25 protein-coding genes are annotated in these 19,058 nt (G+C 57.5%); 11 read left to right on the top strand and 14 right to left on the bottom strand.

Translation table 11 applies throughout. The annotated features are described in order from the left end of the window. The 4 genes from CBB63_RS03165 to CBB63_RS03150 form a co-directional block, all read right to left on the bottom strand. Positions 1–318, bottom strand: a 318-nt coding sequence (locus tag CBB63_RS03165; protein WP_286698119.1) for a YjaZ family protein, incomplete at its 3' end; no start/stop codon positions are given. Positions 319–369: 51 nt separating this feature from the next. After that, on the bottom strand, positions 370–1,134 hold the full coding sequence (gene istB / locus CBB63_RS03160) for an IS21-like element helper ATPase IstB (protein WP_286698118.1): 765 nt from the start codon (positions 1,132–1,134) through the stop codon (positions 370–372). After that, complete coding sequence (istA, locus tag CBB63_RS03155) at positions 1,131–2,630, bottom strand: IS21 family transposase (RefSeq protein ID WP_399268641.1); 1,500 nt, start codon at positions 2,628–2,630, stop codon at positions 1,131–1,133. The genes istB and istA overlap by 4 nt, the downstream gene beginning before the upstream one ends. A gap of 75 nt (positions 2,631–2,705) precedes the next feature. Further along, entirely contained in the window at positions 2,706–3,002 is a 297-nt protein-coding gene (locus tag CBB63_RS03150) for a type I restriction-modification system subunit M N-terminal domain-containing protein (RefSeq protein WP_286698116.1), read from the bottom strand. Between the two features lie 100 nt (positions 3,003–3,102). On the opposite strand from CBB63_RS03150, the gene CBB63_RS03145 reads away from it, so the two are divergent. From CBB63_RS03145 to CBB63_RS03135, 3 genes are all read left to right on the top strand, one after another. Next, on the top strand, positions 3,103–3,732 hold the full coding sequence (locus CBB63_RS03145) for an AAA family ATPase (RefSeq protein WP_286698115.1): 630 nt from the start codon (positions 3,103–3,105) through the stop codon (positions 3,730–3,732). After that, positions 3,726–3,965: a hypothetical protein gene (locus tag CBB63_RS03140; RefSeq protein WP_286698114.1), complete on the top strand. Its 240-nt coding sequence runs from the start codon at positions 3,726–3,728 to the stop codon at positions 3,963–3,965. Before CBB63_RS03145 ends, CBB63_RS03140 begins: the two co-directional genes overlap by 7 nt. A gap of 304 nt (positions 3,966–4,269) precedes the next feature. Beyond that, positions 4,270–5,298, top strand: a complete 1,029-nt coding sequence (locus CBB63_RS03135; protein WP_286698113.1) for a replication initiator protein A — start codon at positions 4,270–4,272, stop codon at positions 5,296–5,298. A 344-nt stretch (positions 5,299–5,642) separates the two neighbouring features. Here the strand turns inward: CBB63_RS03135 and CBB63_RS03130 are convergent, their stop codons facing one another. Further along, positions 5,643–8,546, bottom strand: a complete 2,904-nt coding sequence (locus tag CBB63_RS03130; RefSeq protein ID WP_009824439.1) for a Tn3 family transposase — start codon at positions 8,544–8,546, stop codon at positions 5,643–5,645. Positions 8,547–8,640: 94 nt separating this feature from the next. Here CBB63_RS03130 and CBB63_RS03125 point away from each other — a divergent pair, with 94 nt between their 5' ends. From CBB63_RS03125 to CBB63_RS03115, 3 genes are all read left to right on the top strand, one after another. After that, positions 8,641–9,249: a recombinase family protein gene (locus tag CBB63_RS03125; RefSeq protein WP_009824440.1), complete on the top strand. Its 609-nt coding sequence runs from the start codon at positions 8,641–8,643 to the stop codon at positions 9,247–9,249. A gap of 821 nt (positions 9,250–10,070) precedes the next feature. Next, complete coding sequence (locus CBB63_RS03120; RefSeq protein ID WP_422802622.1) at positions 10,071–10,274, top strand: hypothetical protein; 204 nt, start codon at positions 10,071–10,073, stop codon at positions 10,272–10,274. 243 nt (positions 10,275–10,517) lie between these two features. Beyond that, positions 10,518–11,183, top strand: coding sequence for a L,D-transpeptidase (locus CBB63_RS03115; protein ID WP_286698111.1), 666 nt, complete (start codon positions 10,518–10,520; stop codon positions 11,181–11,183). 81 nt (positions 11,184–11,264) lie between these two features. On the opposite strand, the gene CBB63_RS03110 is transcribed toward CBB63_RS03115, so the two are convergent. The 9 genes from CBB63_RS03110 to CBB63_RS03070 all read right to left on the bottom strand — a co-directional run bounded on the left by CBB63_RS03110 (position 11,265) and on the right by CBB63_RS03070 (position 16,299). Further along, on the bottom strand, positions 11,265–11,534 hold the full coding sequence (locus CBB63_RS03110) for a hypothetical protein (protein WP_286698110.1): 270 nt from the start codon (positions 11,532–11,534) through the stop codon (positions 11,265–11,267). Positions 11,535–11,550: 16 nt separating this feature from the next. Further along, the gene (locus CBB63_RS03105) at positions 11,551–12,051 is read right to left on the bottom strand and encodes a L,D-transpeptidase (RefSeq protein ID WP_286698109.1); all 501 of its coding nucleotides are present in this window, start codon (positions 12,049–12,051) and stop codon (positions 11,551–11,553) included. A 198-nt stretch (positions 12,052–12,249) separates the two neighbouring features. After that, complete coding sequence (locus CBB63_RS03100; protein WP_286698108.1) at positions 12,250–12,795, bottom strand: methyltransferase family protein; 546 nt, start codon at positions 12,793–12,795, stop codon at positions 12,250–12,252. Positions 12,796–12,801: 6 nt separating this feature from the next. Next, a complete protein-coding gene (locus tag CBB63_RS03095; RefSeq protein ID WP_286698107.1) occupies positions 12,802–13,185 on the bottom strand; it encodes a SpoIIAA family protein in 384 nt (127 codons plus the stop codon). A gap of 12 nt (positions 13,186–13,197) precedes the next feature. Next, positions 13,198–14,106, bottom strand: coding sequence for a cation diffusion facilitator family transporter (locus tag CBB63_RS03090; protein WP_237273978.1), 909 nt, complete (start codon positions 14,104–14,106; stop codon positions 13,198–13,200). 30 nt (positions 14,107–14,136) lie between these two features. Next, positions 14,137–14,823 (bottom strand): ZIP family metal transporter, encoded by a 687-nt coding sequence (locus CBB63_RS03085; RefSeq protein ID WP_237273979.1) that lies wholly within the window; start codon positions 14,821–14,823, stop codon positions 14,137–14,139. Beyond that, complete coding sequence (locus CBB63_RS03080; RefSeq protein WP_237273980.1) at positions 14,820–15,434, bottom strand: cation efflux transmembrane domain-containing protein; 615 nt, start codon at positions 15,432–15,434, stop codon at positions 14,820–14,822. Before CBB63_RS03080 ends, CBB63_RS03085 begins: the two co-directional genes overlap by 4 nt. A 113-nt stretch (positions 15,435–15,547) precedes the next feature. After that, the gene (locus tag CBB63_RS03075) at positions 15,548–15,904 is read right to left on the bottom strand and encodes a YnfA family protein (RefSeq protein WP_237273981.1); all 357 of its coding nucleotides are present in this window, start codon (positions 15,902–15,904) and stop codon (positions 15,548–15,550) included. Then, complete coding sequence (locus CBB63_RS03070) at positions 15,871–16,299, bottom strand: MerR family transcriptional regulator (RefSeq protein WP_024099356.1); 429 nt, start codon at positions 16,297–16,299, stop codon at positions 15,871–15,873. The genes CBB63_RS03075 and CBB63_RS03070 overlap by 34 nt, the downstream gene beginning before the upstream one ends. Positions 16,300–16,545: 246 nt before the next feature. Between CBB63_RS03070 and CBB63_RS03065 the strand changes: the two genes are divergently transcribed. From CBB63_RS03065 to CBB63_RS03045, 5 genes are all read left to right on the top strand, one after another. After that, positions 16,546–17,085: an SCO family protein gene (locus tag CBB63_RS03065; protein ID WP_237273996.1), complete on the top strand. Its 540-nt coding sequence runs from the start codon at positions 16,546–16,548 to the stop codon at positions 17,083–17,085. Further along, entirely contained in the window at positions 17,082–17,525 is a 444-nt protein-coding gene (locus CBB63_RS03060) for a disulfide bond formation protein B (protein ID WP_237273982.1), read from the top strand. The genes CBB63_RS03065 and CBB63_RS03060 overlap by 4 nt, the downstream gene beginning before the upstream one ends. Then, positions 17,522–18,184, top strand: coding sequence for a DsbA family protein (locus CBB63_RS03055; protein ID WP_237273983.1), 663 nt, complete (start codon positions 17,522–17,524; stop codon positions 18,182–18,184). The genes CBB63_RS03060 and CBB63_RS03055 overlap by 4 nt, the downstream gene beginning before the upstream one ends. Positions 18,185–18,254: 70 nt before the next feature. After that, positions 18,255–18,638 (top strand): copper chaperone PCu(A)C, encoded by a 384-nt coding sequence (locus CBB63_RS03050; RefSeq protein WP_237273997.1) that lies wholly within the window; start codon positions 18,255–18,257, stop codon positions 18,636–18,638. Positions 18,639–18,809: 171 nt separating this feature from the next. Then, the coding region (locus CBB63_RS03045) for a hypothetical protein (RefSeq protein WP_286698106.1) at positions 18,810–19,058 on the top strand (249 nt) is incomplete at its 3' end.

Raw genomic sequence — 19,058 nt, 5'->3', positions numbered from 1 at the left:
GTTGTAGCAGCCATAGTTTCGATCTGTTGGAGTCACGTAGATTTTGTTCAGCATCAGCTGACCCATGAGTTGAGGAAGCTGAAATGATGTCTGATGTCTTATCGGATCGTAGCAACGGGCACGTTTATGGTCCCAGATGGTCAGACCTTGCCACTCTTCCTGCGCCTCGTTCGCCTTGCAGGTCCAGCAATGTGAGGAGTAGCTGATGAGAACCTTGACCACCGCTCCACCTGTCAACGGCGGAGTAAAATTCGGCCATTGTGGCGGAGCAAAAGTCGGCCAGTTTGGGGCGAGCGCCTTGGAGCGTGCGGCCCTCATATAGCAAGCCCGGTCCAAGGCGCATTGGCCGTCAGGCCAATTCTGTGAGGTTCATTTGTTAGCGGCGGCGAGGCGGGCGCGGCTTTGATTGAGGCGGTAGCTTTCGCCGTTCATCTCTAGGATGTTGACGTGGTGTGTCAGCCGGTCCAGCAGCGCGCCGGTCAGGCGTTCGGTGCCGAAGGTTTCGGTCCACTCCTCGAAGGGCAGGTTGCTTGTGATCAGGGTCGACCCTCGCTCGTAGCGCTGTGAGATCAGCTCGAACAGAAGCTCGGCGCCGGTTTTGCTCAAGGGGACGAATCCCAGCTCGTCGATGATCAGCAGTTTGACCTTGGCGAGTTTGCGCTGGAGTTGCAGGAGGCGTTTTTCGTCGCGGGCCTCCATCATCTCGTGCACGAGGGCTGCGGCGGTCACGAAGGCGACAGGCAATCCTTTCTGGCAGGCAGCCAGTCCCAGCCCGAGGGCGACATGGGTCTTGCCGGTGCCGGAGGGACCGAGCGCGATCACATTCTCCTTGCGTTCGATCCATTCGCAGCGCGCCAGCTCCAGCACCATCATCTTGTTGAGCGACGGGATCGCCTTGAAGTCGAAGCTGTCCAGGCTTTTGATGGTCGGGAACTTTGCGGCCTTGATCCGGCGTTCCACCATGCGCCGTTCCCGGTCGATCAGTTCCAGCTCGGTCAGCCGGGCCAGGTAACGCACGTGATCTACGCCTTCAGCGGCGCAGATACGGGCCTGCTTGTCATGTTCATGCAAGAACGTGGGCAGCCGAAGCGTTTTGAGATGGTGGGCCAGCAGCAGTTCGGGTGCATCCGTCATGCCCCACCTCCTGCCAGCAGGCTCATGTAGGATGCGGCGGAGGTGGTGGTGATGTTGGTTCTGGGCAGGAAGGGATAGACATCCAGATCCAGCCTCGGAGGCCTTTGCTCGACCCTGCACAAGATCAGGTGCTTGATTGCATCGAAGCTGACCGCTCCCATTCGCAGGGCATCTTTGACGGCAAGATGCAGCACGTCAATCTCGAAGCGCTCCAGAAGGCGCAGGACCTGCACATACTCGCGCTTGCCGGCCTTTCCCTGCCGGGCTTCCAGCAGTCGGCGCAGGGTTTTGAACGCTTCGGGCAACTCCCAGCCCTGCAGAGGCGCGGCCTGATCGAAGGACATGATCTTGCGTTCGATCAGCGCCAGGTAATGCAGTGGATCAAACACCATGTCGCCGGTGTCATAGGAGCGCGAATGCTCAGCGATCACCTCGGCGCCGCAGCCGATAACAACCCGGGTCACGAAGCCCTTGATCCAGACCGCACGGTGGCCGTAGGCAACCGGCACCGAGTAATCATTGCCGCGATAACGCACCACCGATGTCGATGTGACCTGGCCACTTTGCAACTCACAAGCCTCAAAGGGGGTGCCGGGCAAATCCCGCATCGCCGCGAGATCGGCCTTCAGCCGTTCCCCGATGCTGACCTTGTGGCCACGCAGAACATCACCCTGGCGCTTGCGGCACTGCTTTTCCAGGTGAGCGTTGAACGCGTGCCAGTCCGGAAAGGACGGGATCGGCACCATGAAGTTGCGACGTCCGTAGCCGACCAGCCCCTCCACGGCCCCTTTGTCATTGCCCTTGCCGGGACGGCCATAGCGGTCCCGGATCACGTAATGCGACAACATCGCGCTGAACCGCTGGGTTCTTTGCCGGGAGCCATCCGGCAGAATCCGGGCTACCAGGCAGCGGTCATTGTCATAAAGAACCGACTGGGGAACCGCGCCGAAGAACGCAAAGGCATGGACATGGCCGTCAAGCCACGCCTCGGTATTGGCCGCAGGATAGGCCCGGATGTAGCATGCGTCGCTGTGCGGCAGATCGAGGGCAAAGAAGTGTGCCTTCTGCTCGACGCCGCCGATCACGACAAGCGCTTCACCAAAATCGGCCTGTGCATGACCGGGCGGATGGCTCAGCGGCACGAACATCTCCTTGCCGGTCCGCTTACGGTCTCGAACGTAATCCTTGACGATGGTGTAGCTGCCATCAAAACCGCACTCGTCCCGCAACCGCTCGAAAATACGCTTGGCGGTGTGACGCTGCTTGCGAGGGCGGCTCCTGTCTTCAGCAAGCCATTGGTCCATCTGGCTGGTGAACGCATCCAGCTTCGGGCGCCTGATCGGCGCTGTCCGCCGATATCCCGGCGGTTCCGAATAGGCCAACATCTTCGCAACACTGTCCCGGCTGATCCCAAAATCCCGGGCAATCTGACGCCCGCTCAATCCATCCTGGAAATGAGCGTGACGCACCTTCAAATACAAGTCCACGGTGTATATCCCCAAGCCCTCCCGAAATCCGAAAGGGCAAAAGTGGACGACTTTTACGCCGCCCGCGACAACACTATGCCGTCGCTACCGTGGCCGAGTATTGCTCCGCCGTTCATAGTCGTTGGCCTTTGCATTGGCGGCCAGACGGTCCCAGCGGGCTTTTTCGGGAACCCAAAACACATTTTCCGCAGCATATTCCTCAGGATCTTCGAGGTCGATGTGGTCATCTTTGGAAAATTCATCCCGTTTTGCCTCAAATGCAGCTGATACATAGCGCAGGAAGATCAGGCCAAGGGCGACATGCTTATACTCACCGGGATCCATAGCGCCGCGCATCTTATCTGCAGCTGCAAAGAGTGTTTTTTCGATCGCCTCAGCCATGCTATTCCTGACATACTAAAATGTTTAGGTACTTTTACATGTTGACGTAATGATATCAATCATGTCTTTAGATGGGTATTCAGAAAGATGTGGAAAACCTATGAAGGTCATCACAATCGGAGTGCAGAAGGGCGGCTCTGGCAAGAGCACTATCTGTGTTCACCTTGCTGTCGAAGCACAAAAGCGGGGCAAATCGGTCGCCATCATCGATCTTGATCCCCAGGGCTCGGTAAGCGCCTGGGCCCGCCGCAGGGAAACAGAGGACCCCTTGGTCTTACAATCTTCGCCAGGCCAGCTGTCTGAAATGTTGAAGCTGGCCCGTGAAGAAGCTGTTGATCTTGTCCTCATAGACACGCCGCCCCATGCAGGCGGCACTATCGATGTTGCCTTTCGTGCGGCAGATCTTGTCTTGCTTCCAGTCAGGCCTGGCCCTTTCGACATTGATGCAGCAGGGGCAACAATTGATGTTCTGCGTGCAAGCAGAACTGATGGCCTTTTCCTTCTTAGCCAGATCCCACCACGCGGGTCAGAGGCTGATGATACCGAAGCACTGCTGACTGATACTTATCCGGATGTTGGTGTTCTTGCCTCGCGGATAACAACACGGAAAGCCTACATGACAGCGTTGATAGGTGGCATGGCCGTTCGGGAATTCGAACCTGACAATAGCAAGGCAGTCCTTGAGATCGAAACGCTGTTCAACGAAGTTGAGGAGAAGCTGCAATGGTGAAGAAAACAAGTCTACGCAGTTTGGCTATCAATGCGCCCAAAGAGCCTGAACCTTCTCAGCAGCTGGTTGAAAAACCAGAGCCTGACAACAGCAGAGCGATGTCTCTGCGTGTTCCTCCTTCGCTGTGGAAAGAGCTTCAGTTGAAGAAGATCGATGAGGGTCGTCCTGTGAACGCGATTATTATCGATGCAATCCAAGCCTATCTGAAAAGCGTTGGCGGGAAGGCTTCATGATCGTCAATCTGGCTGTGTTATATAGTTAGATTCTAGTTATAGTGTTACAACCTTTTTCCAAACCTCTTAAGCAATTGATATAATGTACTATTTGCACTAATTTTTGATCAATGTGGTTCCCAAAGGGGCGAAGATTGGTTCCCAGAAGGGCGAAAAGCGGTTCCTAGAGGGGCGAAGATTGGTTCCTAGAAGGGCGAAGCTGTTAGAGTGGGTTATCCACAGACCAACAAGCTTCTCTGAAGCTCTTGGTTCCCAGATCGACGAACAGGGTTCCCAAAACGACGAAGTTTGTTAATGTGGCTCTATGGGAACCTTGCTGCCAGATCGCCATCCGAATCGTGACTTCTTCATTCTCGACGTCTCTGACGCCGCGCCCAAGAATGACATGGCCAGCATGGAGCATCCGGTGTTCTCACTTTCAGTGAAACCGGACATGCGTGAGCTCGAATATCATCACGATGGCAAAAGGATTGTTGTCGTTCCAAGCGGTAAGGGCTTAGCCACCATCATGGATAAGGATGTTCTGCTCTACTGCATCAGCAAGCTTGTCCACGACATCAATGCCGGCAACGAGGTGTCCCCCTGGGTTGATCTGACGGCGCACGAACTTTTGGTGGCGACAAACTGGAGAACCAATCGTGAGAGCTACAAGCGTTTCGAAGATGCTCTCGATCGGCTGCGTGGCACGACGATAAAGACCAACGTCAAAACCGGCGATCATATGCAGACCCGCGGGTTTGGTCTCATAGATGAATATGAAATTATCCGGCGTTCTGATGATGGTGAAGAGGGGCCATTTGGCCGGATGACCCGTGTCCGGATCAAAGTCTCAGATTGGACGTTCCGTGCTGTTCAAGGCATGGAGGTTTTGACAATCAATCCGAAATATTTCAGGCTGCGGCGCCCCCTTGAGCGGCGGATCTATGAACTGGCCAGAAAGCACGTTGGCGAACAGAATATCCCGTTCAAAATTGGATTGGCAAAACTGAAGAAGAAGGTGGGAAGCAACTCCCCTGACAAAAAATTCAAGTTTTTCGTGAAGCAAATCGCGCATGATGGGCATATCCCAGATTATGACATCGAACTGTGTGATGAGAACGTTGTCTTCAAAGCCAAACGGGCACTGTCTATAAAGGGTCAGGTGGAGATGGCTCTGGGACTGCCGAGCTCACCGTCACCCGGTTTGATTGAAAAGGCACGGCGGGCGGCCCCTGGTTGGGATGTATATGCTCTCTACAGCGAATGGTGCGCTTTTGCTGAAGAGCAGGCTGAGCCGCCCCGTAACATCGATGCTGCGTTCATTGGTTTTTGTAAAAAGAAGTTTATGGGCTGAGGGAAGTCGGGAGGCAGGGCGATCTCATATGGATTGTGTGGTATATACTTTATGGTCATCATCCGAGACACTCCCGAATAGAGCGCCCAGCAAAGAGCAAAGAAAGCCTGCAATGTCTGACTTGATCCGAAGCCGTGCTGAAGTGAAAGCTCGCGCCCGAGAAAGGGATGAGGAAAGATTGCGTCGGGGTGAAATCTCCGCAGCTCAGCTCCAGCGCGAAAACTGCGTCTTTCGAGGCTTTAGAAAAGGCGTGATTGGTTTTGGACCGAAGCATAGACCTAAATCAGGCAGGTATATTTTGATTGACCCTGATGGGGTGGATTCCGGTGGGGGGCAGGATCGTATCATAAGGCGGTAACGGGTTGTTTTTTCCACCTGTACTCGCCTGTGAGAAGGATATGCGCCCATCCGAGAGGCGAGATGTGCGCCAGAAGCTCATGAGAACAATCCAGACCGGCACGTCTTCGTGCCGCGACTGCCTGTCCGAGATATTTTGTATTCCAGTAGATGATGATGGCCGCCAACAGGTTTAACCCGGCCATGCGATAATGCTGCCCCTCGGGGGTTCGGTCGCGGATTTCGCCCTGACGTCCGATGCGCAGGGCGTTTTTCAGAGCATGATGGGCCTCGCCCTTGTTGAGACCGATCTGGGCACGGCGCTGCATGTCGGCATCAAGTAGCCAGTCGATGATGAAGAGGGTGCGCTCGATGCGGCCGATTTCGCGCAAGGCCACGGCCAGCTCGTGCTGGCGGGGATAGGCCGCGAACTTTTTGAGCAACCGACTGGGCGGCATGATGCCCGCAGCCATCGTGGCTACGGCCCGCAGGATATCCGGCCAGTTCTGGACGATGAGGCCCTCTCTGATCTTGCCGCCGATCAGGCCGCGCAACTCCTTGGGCGCTGCAGCGGGTTCGAAGAGATAGAGCCGCTTCGAGGGCAAGTCGCGGATGCGTGGAATGAACCTGAAGGCCAGCAGCGAGGTGACGGCAAAGACATGGTCGGTGAAGCCGCCGGTATCGGCATACTGCTCTTTGATGTTACGGCCTGTTTCGTTCATCAACAGCCCGTCGAGGATGTAGGGTGCCTCGCTCACGGTGGCCGGGATGTTCTGGGTCGCGAAGGGGCCGAATTGATCTGAGACATGCGTATAGGCCTTCAAGCCCGGCTCGGAGCCGTATTTGGCGTTGATGAGGTTCATCGCTTCACCCTGCCGGGCAGCCGGGAAGAATTGCCCGTCGCTGGACGCGGTGACGCCGCCACCCCAGAATTTGGCCATTGGCAGGTTCGCTTGCGCATCGATCACCACTGCGAGCGCCCGGTTGATGGCATCGCTTTCGATGTGCCACCGCGACAGACGCGACAGCTGCAGGTAGTCGTGCGTGCTGGTGGCTTCGGCCATCTTGCTCAGCCCAAGGTTCAGGCCCTCGGCGAGCAAGACGTTCAACAGCCCGATGCGATCTTTGCACGGTGAACCGGTGCGCACATTCGTGAAGGCATCCGTGAAGCCAGTTGCATCGTCGACCTCCAGCAGCAGATCGGTAATGCGCACAGCGGGCAGGCGGTTATAGAGATCGAGAACCAGAGCTTCGGCGGTCTCTGGCACGGCTGCGGTCAGACGGTCGATTTTCAGGATGCCGTTTTCGATGGAGCCGCCGGGGATAGCACCCGACCGCGCCGCCTTGGCCAAACGGTCCAGCCCATCTGTCAGCCGCGCCTTGCGGTCTTCAATCCAGCTTTCCGGATCAAGGGGAACTGTTAATCTTGGCGTGGCCTGTGCAGCTTCAACCGGCACCAAGGCCTGTTTCAGATCGCCGTAGCGCCGCGAATGAGCCAACCAGATATCACCCGATCGAAACGCTTCGCGGAGATGGGACAAAACGGCCACATCCCAGAGCCGGTGACCATCGTCCACCTCAAAGTTGAGGTGGCGGTGCCATTTGGAACCCCGCCGCAAAAAGCTGGTGGACCGGGGTTCGCCATTCCGGTCATCAGCCACGACCTGTGCCGCTTGCATCAAGGGCAGCGCCACAGTGGCCCCGTGGATATCTAAAGCACGCAACATGCGTGGCGCGTATCGCCGGAACCGATGATACCCCTGCACGACATGGGTGATAGGGTTAGCAGCCATCGTGTCCGTCAGCTCGGCCGCAGTTGCGACAAGGTCCTCAAGCTGAAGCCAGCCACAGGACGTTTCGGTTGCCACATCAAGAGATGCCTCATCCCCCTTGGCCTCCAGGAGGGCCGCGCCCAAATTTTTGAAGGAGCAAAGCGTGTCGTGCAGGGCGGATTTGGCGCCCGCGATGCGTGCGTCACACAACCTCTTTGCATCCTGCCAAGTCTTGCCCACGATCCGGTCATGGGTCTCGACCACCGCATCGGCAGTCGCCGCGTGCCATTCCACCGCACAGACCGCCAGAATGGCCAGACGCCGGTCGCTGGTGATGTCTCGCAGACCATCGGCGAAATAGCGTTCGCCCTGACGGCGCAGTCGCGTAATCCGATGGGGCGGCACTCCTTCCAGAATAGCTGGTGACGCCCCCAAACCCTGCAGAAATTCCAAGCGATCCAGAAGGCGGCTGGCCCCCGCCGAATTTTTCCCAACCTCGAACTGCCGAAGCCAGATGAACCGGCTGACCGTGCCATCAACCATGTCTGTCAACAGATTATCCAATTGGCCCTTCAAAACCTCATCGAGGCGCGCCACGATCCGGCCGTCTATGCGTCGCTCAGCGGCGACAAGGGCGTCAGCACAAAGGCGTTCGATGACAGACACCCCGGGCAGGACAGTCTGGGTCCGTCGGCATTTCTCGACAAACCGCCGGGCAAGGTCTTCATTGGATCGCGCGGTTTCTGCTTCGCGTTCAAGCCAGCCCTTCAGATCGCGGGCACCACGCCCGGAGAACATCTTGAATCCATAGATCAGGCGTAGATCTATGAGATGCCTGCGCCGAGTAACGTCGGTCTCGGCATATTGGCAAAGATCTTCCACGTCTTCGCCAATCTGCGCGGCTATAAAGCGGTTCACCTCCAAGGGAATAACTTCGCCCGGCACCAGCAAGCGGCCGGGATACCGGAATGCACAAAGCTGCAGCGCGAAGCCAAGACGATTGCGGGCATGCCGTCGGGTTCGGATGTGTTCAATATCGTCATCCGCCAGTGTGTAGTGATGCAGGATCATCGCCTCGTCAGTCGGCAGGTCAAGCAGGCTTGCGCGCTGTCGTTCGGTCAAAATAGAGCGTCTTGGCATGTGGGTTTGTCCCTGTTAATCATTAGTCTGTTCGGGACAAAATCTGCACCAGCAAAATCAATGGCTTGCAAGGCCAAAATCCAAGGGGGTTCAAATGGGACAGCGCGCGGCCATTTACGCCAGGGTCTCCACATCCGACCAGTCCTGCGAGCGGCAGGTGGCCGAACTGACCGCCTTCGCGGAACGTGGCGGCTACGATGTAATCGGCGTGTTCAAGGAAACGGCTTCCGGGGCATCGGCAAATCGAGCCGCCCGCAGTCGGGTGCTTGATCTCGCGCAGACCCGGCAGATCGATGCGATCCTGGTCAGCGAGCTCTCGCGTTGGGGGCGTTCCACCCAGGATCTGCTCGATACCCTGAACAGGCTTGCAGGCTGGAAAGTCTCGGTTGTTGCCATGAACGGCATGACCTTTGAACTCAACACGCCCCACGGACGGATGATGGCCACCATGTTGGCAGGCATTGCCCAGTTTGAGCGTGATCTCCTCAGCGAGCGTGTGAAATCCGGCCTCGCCGCCGCACGGGCAAGGGGCAAAAAGCTCGGCAGACAGCCCGGCCAACGTCCGAAATCCGACAAGCTCGCGCCAAAGGTGCTTCAGGCCGTGGAAGATGGTCGATCTTACCGCTGGATCGCCCGCGATCTCGGGATCTCAAAAAACACAGTCACGGAGATCGTCAAACGTCACCGACAGAAAGCCTTATGATACGATCCTGCCCCCTACCGGAATCTACCCCAACAACTGCAATTCGTCCGATGCCGCGCCTTGCGCGATGCCGTCATTGTAGTGCGTGGTGAAGGAGCTTTGCGGTGTCGAGCCGGTCAACGATCCGTCGCCGTCCATCGCAAAGACGATCTGGGCCTGTGCGGCACCCGCCGTCAGGAGTAGCGCCGCAGCACTAGCCCTGATCTGTCTGGGAATCCCCGGTGCGAAGTTGATGGACCGATCGACCGCCTTTTTTGAGCGGGATGCTGACTTCCTCGAAGCCGAGACCTTCGAGGAAGGATATGAGGCCGTTCGCGGTCTTGAACTCCCGGAGCCTGATGCTGTCTTCGCCGTCGTATGAGCGTGACCTTGCGGGTACGAGCAGCCGTTCGACGGAATGATCCCGACTGACAGCCCGGATGAACCACTCTCCATACCAGACCGACTTTTCGCGGTGTGCATGCGATTTGCACACAACCTCGGCGTGATACCCACTGTGCATGAGAGTCTTGAATTGAATCTCCGTAACCACATTCGGCGCTTCTTTTTCTAGCTCTGTCCCCACGGTGCGCCTTCTTCATACGGTTGGCAGACCGGGCACCCTCCTCGGGTGCCTCAGTCTTACGTTGTTATAAGAGTGTCCACAAGCTATAAGATCGTTCCTGCAGAAGCTTCGTTGCTGGAGCGTTAACTGGCATGAAACCGCCTATCTAACAAGAATGTTGAGGGATTTCCCAATGCGACCACGCCCGTTCCTAATCCTACTCGTCGCTATAGCATTGCCCGTTTTTGTGAGTTCTGCGGCGCAAGCCGAAACCTGCTTGGCACCGGCCAGGCCGTTCGTGCCGAACGACCCCGCCGCCGCCCGCGAGTATGCCGACCTGATCCGTCAGGATTTCGAGGACTACATTTCGGACGTGCAGGATTACTTCCGCTGCATGGAAGGCGAGCGTTCCCGTGCCTTCACCGAGGCGCAGGAAGTGAGCCAGGAATACGGGCAATTCATCCAACTTATTCAGCAATGACATGGCGATGGGGTGATCTAGTTTGGAGTGGAGCCGGTTGTGAGCGCCACCTGGACTGCGACTCTCGTCGTGGTCAAGGTAGGGGTGTCATCGCCATCGACCACGATGCAAGATGTAAAATCTGAGCAGTCAATCTGCGTCATAATAAATTCCTTGAAGCTCTAGTTGGTAGAGGTTTTAAAACACAAGAAACGCCGTTTCTCGGTTTGCGGCATTCGAAAATCAAAGTTGGAAGAGTATAACATGCTGACGAGACGACATTTCGTGATGACCACCGCCGCCCTTTTTTCTGCCCCGATTGCCAACCCGGTGCTGGCGAATACTTGGCCGACCGAAGCGCAGAAAGCGGGCTGGGATGCACAGGTGACGCCGCCCGGTTTTGATCCGGCAACTTCGAATCCATGGGGCTTACACCCGCGGTTTCTCCCGACCCGGGTGGCCGCGAAAGACGGGCTGACACCGGGCGACATTCATGTCGATGCGGTCGCCCGCTACCTCTATCACATCGAGGAGGGCGGGACTGCCATGCGCTATGGCGTCGCCATTGCTCGTGGTGACCTGTACGAACCAGGTACATACACGATCAAGCGTAAAGTCAGATGGCCGCATTGGCAGCCGACGCAGAACATGATCGACCGCGACCCGGAACTCTACGCTGATATCGCCGACGGTATGGAGCCCGGACCTAAGAATGCGCTTGGGTCGCGAGCTCTCTATCTCTTTCTCGGCGACCGGGATACCTATCTCCGCATTCATGGTACGCCACAGCCGAGAAGCATTGGCGGTCGTGCGAGTTCCGGCTGCGTTCGAATGGTCATGGCGCACATAAATATTCTTTATCCCAACGTTGATATTGGTTCGACGGCCTTCCTCTACTCGGCCGAGGAAAGCGTCACGGCAGAAAGCTGAGGTCGTCTTCCGACGCGCCATTGTTCGGAAGCTTGTGCAACTTTTAATCATTCGCGGTGAGCTTCGATCACCTGAACCCTATTATGCGGCAGGCGCCGTGCAAATCGGGTTTCCACGAGGAGTTCGCAGCGGCAGCAACGTCGCTTCAACGGGGCCGTTGTGCAGATACCAATAGCAGCCGTCTTCCGGCAAAAGTCGTGCCGACTGAAGATCCTGCCCCGTCGCCGCCATCGCGACGACTGCCTCTGGCAATTGTCTGCTCCGTGCGGTTTCGGGTGCTTCAGTGAATGAAGCCGAGCACGCTCCCAGCAAAAACGCTGCTGGGACAAGTAAGCCAAGATGAATTCGCATATTTAAAATTTCCGCCTTAGAACAACTTAACCTGAGTACCGACCTCGGCCAATCCAAACAACTCTTCGATATGTTCGTTGTAGAGACCGATGCAGCCGTTCGACGATTGCCGACCGATCTTGCGCGTGTCACCGGTGCCGTGAACGCGGTAGTACTGCCATGACAGATAAAGGGCGTGTGTTCCAAGGGGATTGTCGGGGCCAGGGCCAACGAAATCCGGCCATTCGGGATTGCGCTCCTTCATTGAAGGTGTGGGTCGCCAGCTCGGGCCATCTACCTTGCGAACCACCGTGGTATATCCGCGCCGAGTCAACTCCTCTGTCAAAGGAACGCTGGACGGGTAGAGCTTGTAGATGTTTTCATCTTCCGACCAGAATTGGACCGCGCGGGAGTCGATGTCGCAGAGGATTGCGCCGTTTCTCAGATCGTCGAAATGGTCTTGCCAAGATGCAACCCTGAACCCGGAAATATTGCTCCGCACCGCCGGTGCCGCCAGACCCTCGCTTGTCTGTGCCATGGCCCTACTGGTCGCGAGAACCAACCCACTTGCTGCTGCACCAAAGAGTGCAGTCCGGCGTGTGAACGGTCTGTCGTTAGCTCGTCTCATCAAGAAAAACCTCTGGTCTTGTTATTTTTTCGGTTCTAAGACCTACACCCCCTAGAGCTTCAAGATGTGACTGCTCACAAACCCGTGAGATCGAACTTGGTCAGGGCATTAAAGAAATCTGCGGGTTTTTCGGAGGTAGGCTCGGTAAGCGTTCCCATAGCGATCAATCAACCAGCGCTCTTCGGCGAAGGTCGCGAGGATCAATGCCGCTACGCCTGTAAAAATCACTGGCCACGCGAGGATCGATGCGGAGAGCACTCCGATCCCGATGAGGATCGCAATGTCAGCCACATACTGAGGATTGCGGGAAACCCGGTAGAGGCCACGGGTCCGCAGAACGCCTTCATCGCCACTCGTCGCCGCCATTCCAAGCTGCATCACTCCGGACCAGACCAGAACAATCAGACAAAGCCCAAGACCCCCACGTATGATCCATGGGAAATCGAGTGCACCCCATTCTAGCAGAGCTAGAGCGATGGCAGACCCGAAGCCGACACACGTAAGTCCCCAGACGACGGTCTTATGGACTGCTGTAGAGTGAATCGGCGGCCAGACACGTCGCTCCGGTTGGAAGATTGACCAGAGTATCCCAACGACAAGCAGCAGATTGGCGACGCAACCGGCAGCGAGAATGACAGTCTTTAACTCAGGCATGGCAATCTACGTCGCGCTACCCAGAGAATTTTCGCGCGCCCAAGTGATAGCCGCATCCCGTTCATCGGTGTCGAACCATTTAAAATCCGAACCTAACACGAGATCCGCCACCTTCGTCCCCCATTCGATCCACTTCTGATCAGCGATCATGGCGACCCGCGAAAAATCAGTCGCATGTCGGGCGTCCACTTTCATGTCCGCCCATATCGCTGCGGCACTTTCATAGCCCTCAAACGCGCCCATAAAGATGACCAGCGCCGGTTTGTCCTCCGCCGCTTCCAATTCGCGATGGAGCCAGGTGTGCATCGTCTCGAAATCCTGCTTCGAAAGCTTGCCGTCGCATTCGAGCCCCAGCACACGGTCGCCGTCTATGTTCACTTCTTTCCACATGAGGTTCTCCTTTCATCCATGCCCGTAACGGGCTGCGTCGTCGTGTTTGTTGTCGGCCTTCTCGAACTCCAGCGTCGAGTGATCGATTCCGAACTCCTCCGAAAGGCGGGTCTTGATCGCTTCCTTGATGTTTTCGACATCCTCCCAGCGATCCGGGGCGACCACGACATGTGTATCGAGCGCCGCGCGATGCTCCTGCATCTGCCAGAAATGCGCATGATGCACTTCCTCGACACCGTCGACTTTTTCGACGGCCGCGATGACCTTGTCCGTGTCGATATCGGGTGGGCTTCCCAACATCAGGGTGCGGATCGGGCCACCGATCTCGCTGAAGGCGAGCCAGAGAATATAAACGGCAATCCCGATGGTGATCGCCGGATCAACCCAGCGGATATCGTAGAGCAGGATGAGAACGCCACCGACGATCACGGCCACGGACGCCAGCGCATCGCTGAGGTTGTGGAGGAACAGCGCGCGGATGTTCACGCTGCCCTTCTGCATCGAATAGGTCAGCCACGCGGTGAGGGTGTCGATGAACAGGGCCACACCACCCAGGATGACCACCGTCCAGCCCTCGATTTCAGGCGGATCGACAAACCGCATCGCGCCTTCGTAGACCAGATAAAGGCCGATGATGATCAGAGAGGTGTAGTTGATCAGCGCGGCCACGATCTCGACCCTGCCGTATCCGAAGGTCATCTTTGCGTCCGCTGGGCGGCGCGCGACTTTGCGGGCGCCGAATGCGATGACGAGCGATGCCATGTCGGAGAAGTTGTGGATGGCATCCGCGATCAGCGCGAGGCTGCCGGAGAGTATTCCCCCGACGATCTGGGCGACCGTCAGGAGTCCGTTGGCCCAGATGGCGATCGCGACCCGTCGGTCACCTTCCTTGGGCTCCATATGGGCATGATCATGCGGCATGCTGGTTCCTTCTCATTGCGGCTCGGGCCATCACATCACCTCTTCGAGGGAGAGGAGCAGCAGGAAGCCAACGAAAAACATCGCCGCGACCCATGGCCGGTCGGGGGTCTCATGCGCTTCCACCAGCAGTTCCTCGGTCACGAGGTAGAGCAGCGCGATGAGGCCGAAGCTCAGAAACCCGGTGATGTAATGCGCCGGTAGGCTGGCGACCGGCGTTGCGATGAACGCGCCGACGGGAAGCAGGACAACGAGAGCCGCTATAATCAGGACGATCCGCATCTTGGATTTCACCGTCTCCGAAAGCTCGGTCGTGACGGCCAAACCCAGAAAAAGAACTTCGACGCTGAGCGCGATGGTCAGCAATAGGCCTGCTTGAGCCCCAGCCGCGAAGGCGATCCCGAGCACCAGGCCATCGATCAGGATGTCCACGCCGACGAGCGTAAGTAGCCCGGCCGAACCCTTCATTACCCGTTCCAGCTGACGGATCGCTAGCATCACGCCGATTCCGGCAAAGCCTCCGACGATCGTCGCGATCGGCGATCCGCTATGGGCGACATCCGGCATGATCTCACCCGCCGCCGCAGCAAATACGACGCCTGCTGCGAAATGCTGGATGGCGCTGACCAGCGTGGGGCCAGGTCGCACATTGACCGCGACGACGGCTCCCACGATCGCTACAGCAGCCGGTATCAGCGTGTAGACCCAAGCGGCCGTCATTTCTGATCCTCATGCACTGCTTCATGATGTTCCTCGTGCGCGTCCCGCAGGATGCCTATGCCGCCCCATGCCGCGATGCCGGCCACCGCGACCCCGACAACGAGGTCGGGCCAGTTGCTGCCCAACCACCAAACGAGACCGCCCGCGATCAGGATGCCGCCGTTCGATGCGAAATCGTTGAGGCTGAAGGTGTTGGCGGCCCGGATGTTCACGTCCGGTTCCTTCAGTCGCCCGAGCAGCCAGATGCAGGCGAGGTTGACGACCGCAGCGACCAGCGACATTGCGATCATCAGAGTTCCGAGCGGTTCGGAACCGCCGACATAGCGCCGCCAAGCGTCAATCAGAATGCCAACCGCAAAGATCAGAAGCAATCCGCCGGATACGTTTGCGGCACCCCGCTTCCACTTCGACGACCGGGACAAGGCCAGAAGGCTGATGCCATAGACGAGGCTATCGGATGTGTTGTCGAGACCATTGGCGATCAGGGCGCTGGAATCGCCGATGGCTCCCGTGGCGAAGAACCCCGCAGCGATTGCGAGATTGAGAAATAGAACAATCCAGAGCGTCTGGCGCTCTTTTTCATTCTTCCCTCTGAATTCACTTTTGACCATCGAACTGGCAAACCTTCCGATTTCTAACAAAGGGGCCGGAAACGCCCTCTTCGGATGCCGCTATCAAAAAGGTGTATAGAACCTCTAGCGACTATAGGTTCAAGAGAATATATTTACGTCTCTCTCGGCACCGAAAGAATAATCGCGGCACCGATCAAACAGATAGACGTACCTATGAAGTCCCATCTGTCAGGTCGCTGGCCCTCGACGAACCACATCCAGAGCATGGAGGCCCCGATGTAGATGCCGCCGTAGGCTGCGAAAGCGCGGCCCGCTGCGCTGGTTTCGATCTGCGCCAGCAACCAGCCGAAAAGCGCGAGCGCGAGTATGCCGGGTGCGAGCCAGAGCGGTGATGCCCCAAGACGCCACCACGCCCAGATGGCGAAACACCCGCTGATCTCCGCGACAGCAGCCAGCGGATAGGCAATTGCGGCGTTCAAGCCCCAATCTCGTCGTGCTCGGTGAGACATTCCGCATGGTCTCGAAGGACCTCCAGAACCTTGCACTCCGCAACGCTGTCACCGTCGCACTCGGCGACCATGCGTTTCAACTCCTTCTTGAGCGCTTGCAGACGCTTGATCCGCTGTTCGACTTGGTGGAGTTGCCGACGCGCGATCGAATCCGCCTCCGCGCAGGATTGGGACGGGTTGTCCGACAGATCTAGCAGCTCCCGGATGGAATCGAGCGAGAAGCCGAGCTGGCGGGAGTGCCGTATAAAAGCCAGCCGGTCCAGATCTTTCTCGAAATACCGGCGCTGGCCACCCGCCGTCCTTCCGGCCTCGTTCATCAAACCGATTTCTTCATAATAGCGGATCGTCTGAACCTTGGTTCCGGTTCTCCGCGAGAGTGTTCCAATAGCCAGCATGAGCGATCCTTCTATCTACAAAGACTGTAGCTTACCGAAGAGCCAACTCCCATGAAAAGACAAGGTTTCACTTTGGTGTGACTTCGGACAACAAAGAGCAACTTTTCGCTTGAACCTCTATCTGCTGTAGCTTGTATCCCGCGCACAGACGAACTGAACAGGTGGGTAGCGCAAGCAATGAAGAAGGTCCGGATAGTTCTCTGGTCGGCAGTGGTTGTCGCTGCGGCGGTGTCAGCCACGCTCTGGATGACCGAACGCGGTCAAGGACCGACCACCGCGCGTGTCGACCCCGAGGCCGAGAGTTTCGCTGCGGATTTCGAACTGACGGACCATACCGGTATGGTGCAGACCGACGAGGATTTCCGGGGGCGCTGGATGCTCGTCTTTTTCGGATTTGCGAACTGCCCCGACGTGTGTCCAATGGGGCTCGCAACCATCGCGCAGGTCATGGACGATCTCGGCACCGAAGGTGCCGCCGTCCAGCCCCTGTTCATCACGGTCGACCCTGAAAGGGATACGCCAGGCGCTCTGGCCGACTACGTTCCCCAGTTCGGTCCCGGAATCCTTGGGTTGAGCGGATCGCCGGACCAGATCGAACGAACAGCCGAGACCTTCAAGATCTACTACCAGAAGACCGAGGAAGCCTCGTCACCCGACGGCTATACGATAGGGCACACGTCGTCCTTCCTCCTGTTCGATCCGGAGGGCGAGTTCGTCCGCATCTACGAATACGATCAGGAACCCGGACTGATCGTTGCCGATCTTCGCGAAAGAATCGGCACGTGACAGCTGGGCCAGACGCAACGCCAAGTGCCGAGAATCCGGTGGCTTTCCTGTTCGCGGCATGGTTCGTCGCCTTGTCTGGGTCGCTTGCCGTGCTCTTCATCGGAGAGGTTCTGGGGCAGACTCCCTGCAATCTGTGCTGGTTCCAACGAGCCTTCATGTTCCCGCTCGCGGTCATCCTGGGCGTGGCGGCGTGGCGCGCCGACCTCTCGATCTGGCGCTATGCCGCGCCCCTTGCCGTTCTGGGCGGTGCTGTCGCCCTCTACCATTTCCTGCTTTACGCCGGGATCGTGCCTGCGCCGATCGTGCCCTGCACTGCATCCGGGCCATCCTGCACCGATGACGCGATGCTGATCGTCGGTATACCGATCCCTCTGCTTTCCCTGCTGACGTTCGGGGCGATCCTTGTCCTTCTCATTCAACTTCGACGGATTTCAATATGAACCGAAAGACTCTTCTGCTTGCGATACTCGCTCTGGTGCTGGCCGTTTTTGCGGCTGGTGCGTGGTTCGTGTCGCGCCCCGATCCGACCCCGGTGGCGACAGCCGCTCCGCTGGAACAACAGGATCGTCTTGTTCGGTCCTATTCTCCCTTACTCGGGCGCGAGGATGCGCCGGTGACCATCGTGGAGTTCTTCGACCCAGCCTGCGAGGCCTGCCGCGCCTTCCATCCCATCGTGAAGCAGATACTGGCGCAATACCCCGACGATGTGCGCGTCGTCATGCGCTACACGCCGTTCCACGGCGAAGGGTCCGAGCTGGCAATCAAGGTGCTGGAAGCGGCTCGGTTGCAGGACGTTTTTGTTCCCGTGCTGGAAGCGCTGCTTGAAAATCAGCCTGCCTGGGCCTCTCACGGCGCTCCGGCAGCTGAGCGCATCATGGAGATCGCCGGAGCGGCGGGCTTGGACACAGACGCCGCCGCAAATCAGATCATGTCACCCAGCATCGTCGGCGTCCTCAATCAGGACCGGGCCGATGTAGAAGCTGTCGGAATCCAGGGCACACCGACGTTCTTCGTCAACGGTAAGCCTTTGCCAGAGTTCGGTGCGGAGCAGCTTTTGTCGCTCGTCCAAGCCGAAGTCGAGGCTGTAGCAACCAACTAGAACGAACAGGAGAACCAAGGTGTTCAAAACCTTCGCAAACGCAATTCAGAGCCTGCCTGTCACTCTTCTGATGGGCTTGCCAATGGCATCGTCAGCGCAGCAGTTGTCAGACAACGCATGGATTGTGGTCGAGAGCCCTTGGGCGCGCGCGAGCCTTGGAATGTCGCGACCGGGCGGGGCCTATCTGACCGTTCGGAACGAGGGCAGCGATCCGATCTCTCTCATCGGTCTTCGCGCGAAGATCTCCGACATGGCCTCGATCCACGAAACCAGAACCAATTCTGACGGCGTCAGCAGCATGGCTCCGGCGGACGATATCATGATCCCGCTCGGGGGCATGATCGCCCTCGAACCCGGCGGATATCACGCCATGCTCATGCAACTGCAATCTCCGCTCGTCGAGGGGGAGACCTTTCCGCTAACCCTGCTCTTTTCTGACGGAACGGAGCTTTAAATCACCGTCCCGGTCCTTGGCATCGGCGCACGCGGCCCCGAAGGCTGATCCGGCTGATGATGAGGCGCGCGATGCAGAACAGAACGGAAGTTAGCCTATGATTCTGATGGTGAATAACATGCGACAAAAAGCGAATGGACCATCGGTTACGTGTCCTGTAAAGGTCCCATTATGAAGTACTTGTCCGCCATTCGTGTTGCTAAAATCGGGTTAGCCATACTGCTTGCGGCTGCTCTGAATTTCAGCAGTGCAAAAGCCGATGCCCATGTGTTTGAGGCAGGTGAAGCGGTCTTTGAAAAAGTTATTTTTGGTACCGATACAGGTGATCTTGATTTAGCTACTCAGGATCAAAGATTTAGCGAAAATGGTGAGGCATCCCATGGCTTTGGCGATTGCCATATCCACATCATTGGACTGAAG

Source organism: Sulfitobacter sp. TMED3, assembly GCF_002167505.1.
GTDB lineage: Bacteria > Pseudomonadota > Alphaproteobacteria > Rhodobacterales > Rhodobacteraceae > Sulfitobacter > Sulfitobacter pontiacus.
The sequence above is the reverse complement of the archived record's forward strand: the minus strand, read 5'-3'. Positions and strand labels throughout refer to the sequence as shown.

Bases quoted from the DNA above. Each gene is read 5' to 3' on its own strand.
- istB (WP_286698118.1), bottom strand. From the start codon at position 1,134: ATGACGGATGCACCCGAACTGCTGCTGGCCCACCATCTCAAAACGCTT.
- CBB63_RS03150 (WP_286698116.1), bottom strand. From the start codon at position 3,002: ATGGCTGAGGCGATCGAAAAAACACTCTTTGCAGCTGCAGATAAGATG.
- CBB63_RS03145 (WP_286698115.1), top strand. From the start codon at position 3,103: ATGAAGGTCATCACAATCGGAGTGCAGAAGGGCGGCTCTGGCAAGAGC.
- CBB63_RS03140 (WP_286698114.1), top strand. From the start codon at position 3,726: ATGGTGAAGAAAACAAGTCTACGCAGTTTGGCTATCAATGCGCCCAAA.
- CBB63_RS03135 (WP_286698113.1), top strand. From the start codon at position 4,270: ATGGGAACCTTGCTGCCAGATCGCCATCCGAATCGTGACTTCTTCATT.
- CBB63_RS03130 (WP_009824439.1), bottom strand. From the start codon at position 8,546: ATGCCAAGACGCTCTATTTTGACCGAACGACAGCGCGCAAGCCTGCTT.
- CBB63_RS03125 (WP_009824440.1), top strand. From the start codon at position 8,641: ATGGGACAGCGCGCGGCCATTTACGCCAGGGTCTCCACATCCGACCAG.
- CBB63_RS03115 (WP_286698111.1), top strand. From the start codon at position 10,518: ATGCTGACGAGACGACATTTCGTGATGACCACCGCCGCCCTTTTTTCT.
- CBB63_RS03110 (WP_286698110.1), bottom strand. From the start codon at position 11,534: ATGCGAATTCATCTTGGCTTACTTGTCCCAGCAGCGTTTTTGCTGGGA.
- CBB63_RS03105 (WP_286698109.1), bottom strand. From the start codon at position 12,051: ATGGCACAGACAAGCGAGGGTCTGGCGGCACCGGCGGTGCGGAGCAAT.
- CBB63_RS03100 (WP_286698108.1), bottom strand. From the start codon at position 12,795: ATGCCTGAGTTAAAGACTGTCATTCTCGCTGCCGGTTGCGTCGCCAAT.
- CBB63_RS03095 (WP_286698107.1), bottom strand. From the start codon at position 13,185: ATGTGGAAAGAAGTGAACATAGACGGCGACCGTGTGCTGGGGCTCGAA.
- CBB63_RS03090 (WP_237273978.1), bottom strand. From the start codon at position 14,106: ATGCCGCATGATCATGCCCATATGGAGCCCAAGGAAGGTGACCGACGG.
- CBB63_RS03085 (WP_237273979.1), bottom strand. From the start codon at position 14,823: ATGACGGCCGCTTGGGTCTACACGCTGATACCGGCTGCTGTAGCGATC.
- CBB63_RS03080 (WP_237273980.1), bottom strand. From the start codon at position 15,434: ATGGTCAAAAGTGAATTCAGAGGGAAGAATGAAAAAGAGCGCCAGACG.
- CBB63_RS03075 (WP_237273981.1), bottom strand. From the start codon at position 15,904: ATGTCTCACCGAGCACGACGAGATTGGGGCTTGAACGCCGCAATTGCC.
- CBB63_RS03070 (WP_024099356.1), bottom strand. From the start codon at position 16,299: ATGCTGGCTATTGGAACACTCTCGCGGAGAACCGGAACCAAGGTTCAG.
- CBB63_RS03065 (WP_237273996.1), top strand. From the start codon at position 16,546: ATGACCGAACGCGGTCAAGGACCGACCACCGCGCGTGTCGACCCCGAG.
- CBB63_RS03055 (WP_237273983.1), top strand. From the start codon at position 17,522: ATGAACCGAAAGACTCTTCTGCTTGCGATACTCGCTCTGGTGCTGGCC.
- CBB63_RS03050 (WP_237273997.1), top strand. From the start codon at position 18,255: ATGGGCTTGCCAATGGCATCGTCAGCGCAGCAGTTGTCAGACAACGCA.